General features: G+C 53.7%; 5 protein-coding genes. 4 read left to right on the top strand and 1 reads right to left on the bottom strand.

Going from position 1 to position 2,811, the window contains the following annotated elements; genetic code table 11:
• On the top strand, positions 1–671 hold a 671-nt coding region (locus QN395_RS21170), incomplete at its 5' end, for a TonB family protein (RefSeq protein WP_323493141.1).
• 70 nt (positions 672–741) lie between these two features.
• Here the strand turns inward: QN395_RS21170 and QN395_RS21165 are convergent.
• Complete coding sequence (locus tag QN395_RS21165) at positions 742–918, bottom strand: hypothetical protein (protein WP_322118044.1); 177 nt, start codon at positions 916–918, stop codon at positions 742–744.
• 25 nt (positions 919–943) lie between these two features.
• Between QN395_RS21165 and QN395_RS21160 the strand changes: the two genes are divergently transcribed.
• The 3 genes from QN395_RS21160 to QN395_RS21150 all read left to right on the top strand — a co-directional run.
• Entirely contained in the window at positions 944–1,816 is an 873-nt protein-coding gene (locus tag QN395_RS21160; RefSeq protein WP_322118045.1) for a MotA/TolQ/ExbB proton channel family protein, read from the top strand.
• Between the two features lie 163 nt (positions 1,817–1,979).
• Positions 1,980–2,408: a biopolymer transporter ExbD gene (locus QN395_RS21155; protein WP_322118046.1), complete on the top strand. Its 429-nt coding sequence runs from the start codon at positions 1,980–1,982 to the stop codon at positions 2,406–2,408.
• A gap of 137 nt (positions 2,409–2,545) precedes the next feature.
• The coding region (locus QN395_RS21150; protein WP_323493140.1) for an ExbD/TolR family protein at positions 2,546–2,811 on the top strand (266 nt) is incomplete at its 3' end.

The raw sequence follows: 2,811 nt of genomic DNA, 5'->3' as shown, positions 1-2,811 counted from the left end.
TAGGTATGGATTTTTCAAATCACCAGCAAGAGCCGGGCAAGAAGGTGTTCGGGATAGGGCTGGTAATCGCATTTCACATATTGCTCGTGTATGCCCTGATCAACGGACTCGGCGTCAAAGCAGTCGAATACATCATGAAGCCGATGGAAACCAAGCTGGTCGAAGAGATCAAGCCACCGCCACCGCCGCCAGATGTACCGCCACCGCCACCGCCCAAGCTGATGGCACCGCCGCCGCCGTTCATACCACCGCCAGAAGTCCAGGTGCAACAACAGGTCGTCACGCCCAACACCATCACCCAGGTATCCCAGGTCAAGCCGGACAGCAATGTCCTGCCTAAAACGGTCGCCCAACCTGTTGTCGAAAACAAACCCGCCGGTCCCTCCATGGTACCAGGGGTGATTGACTTCAACGCCGCCGGTTGCAAACCAGAATACCCAAGAGCCTCGTTACGCAACGAAGAAACCGGCACCGTCATGCTCTCCGTCGTCATCGGCGCTGACGGCAACGTCACCGACGTCAAGATCGACAAATCCAGCGGATTCAGAGGACTCGACAACGCCGTACGTGCCCAATTACTCTCCGGCACCTGCAAAAACAAACCCGGTACCGTGGACGGCAAGCCCCAAACGACCACCACCAAAGTGCAATACGTCTGGAAGCTCGACTAAGACTGCCTAAGACATATTGGAAATAAACACGAGAAATACCAGCAGTACCAAGAAACACACCAAACCTGGGTCAGCCAAGCCACACGCCAAGCCAGCCCGGGTCAGCACTACCGAACAAAGCAATACTAGTAACTCTTACAGTAAGTCTCGCAGTAACTCTAAGTAAGGCCAAGCAAACGCCAGCCAAGCCAGGCAAACGTAAGCCAACCCAAATAACAGCAACAGTAACAACAACAGCATTTGACATGCCAATTTACGAAGGAAGTACGCACATGAAATTCAGTCTGAAAGCCCTCCTGGCCGCCGCCGTGATTACCCTCACCACCAGCGTCGTCACTGCCCAAGCCCAAACACCAGAAGCCAGTGCTCCTGCCGCCTCCGCCAGCGCCGCCGCACCAGCTGCAGCCGCCCCGGCAGAAGCCCCAGCCGCCACTGACCTCACACCAGCCGCAGCCCCAATAGACAAAGACAAAGTCGTTGACAACCCATACGGCCTCGACGCCCTCTGGAAAGGCGGCGACTTCGTCACCAAAGGCACACTCTTCCTCCTGTTCATCATGTCCATGGGCAGCTGGTACATCCTCATCACCAAAATTATTGACCAATTCAAATTAGGTGGCCAAGCCAAAGAAGCGCAAACCAAGTTCTGGAAAGCCGCCTCCGTCAACGCTGGCGTCACCAGCCTCAAAGAAGGCAGCCCATTCCGCTTCATCGCCGAATCCGCCACCAAAGCCAGTGACCACCACGAAGGTGCTCTGTTAGAACAAATTGACCTCAACTCCTGGATCTCCATGTCCATCCAACGCGCCGTCGACAAAGTACAAAGCCGTCTGCAAGATGGTCTGGCTTTCCTCGCCACCGTTGGCTCCACCGCACCATTCGTCGGACTGTTCGGAACGGTATGGGGTATTTACCACGCGCTGACCGCCATTGGTGCAGCAGGACAAGCCTCCATTGACAAAGTCGCCGGCCCAGTTGGTGAAGCCTTGATCATGACCGCCATTGGTCTCGCTGTGGCGGTTCCAGCCGTACTCGGTTACAACTTCCTGGTACGTCGCAACAAAACTGCCATGGAAAACATCCGTGCCTTCAGCGCTGATCTGCACTCCGTCGTCTTGTCTGGCGTGATGTCCAAAAAAGCCTAAGTCCTTACTTGGCATAGGCAACAAGGCTGCAAAAGACCGCAGCCAAATTATTGCCAAAACGCGTACAACAGTAAGCAACACCAGAAGAGGTGGCAGTGCCACCTCCTCCTGAACGAAACACAAAGTACAGTCTCAGTATCTGTCATCTGAAAGAGAACACACTATGGCAATGGCAATCGGCAACGATGGTGACGGCGAAGACGAAGTCAACAGCACCATCAACACCACCCCATTGGTCGACGTCATGTTGGTCCTGCTGATCATCTTCCTGATCACCATCCCAGTCGTCACCCACACGGTTCCGGTCAAGCTCCCCGCGGAAATTAACCAACCGTACAAAACTAAACCAGAAAACATCACCATCGCCATTAACAAAGACGGTGACATGTTCTGGAACGAAGCCCCGGTCGCAGACACCAATGTTTTATTTGAAAAGCTCAAAGCGGTCACGAACCAGGTACCACAACCGGAACTCCATATCCGTGGTGATCAAAACACCCGCTACGAATTTGTCGGCAAAGTCATCCTCACCGCCCAGCGCGCCGGGATCGCCAAAGTCGCCTTTGTGACAGAACCACCGCCGAAGAACTAAGTAAGAGCGAAGCTAGAGCGACGCAAGAGCAAAGCAACGACGGCAGTCACCAGCGGTAAGAGTGAAAGAACGAAAGGAATAGTATGGGTATGCAATTAGGCTCAGGCAACTCGAGCGAACCGGAAGTCATGATCGAAATGAACATGACCCCCCTGATCGACGTCATGTTGGTCTTGATTATCATGTTAATTATTACCATCCCAATTCAGAACCACGCGGTCAATCTGAATATGCCGGTGAATTCACAATCCAAACAGACTGAGCCACCAGTGGTGATCTCAATTGACGTCGACTTTGATGGCACGGTGCTGTGGGACGGTGTAGCGATTCAGAACAATGCCGAGTTGGAATCCAAACTGACGGCAGTGGCGGCCACGCCGAATCAACCGGAAGTGCACTTACG

This window comes from Undibacterium sp. RTI2.2 (assembly GCF_035018705.1).
In the GTDB taxonomy this organism is placed as follows: domain Bacteria; phylum Pseudomonadota; class Gammaproteobacteria; order Burkholderiales; family Burkholderiaceae_D; genus Undibacterium.
This window is presented reverse-complemented; position numbering and strand designations above follow the sequence as displayed.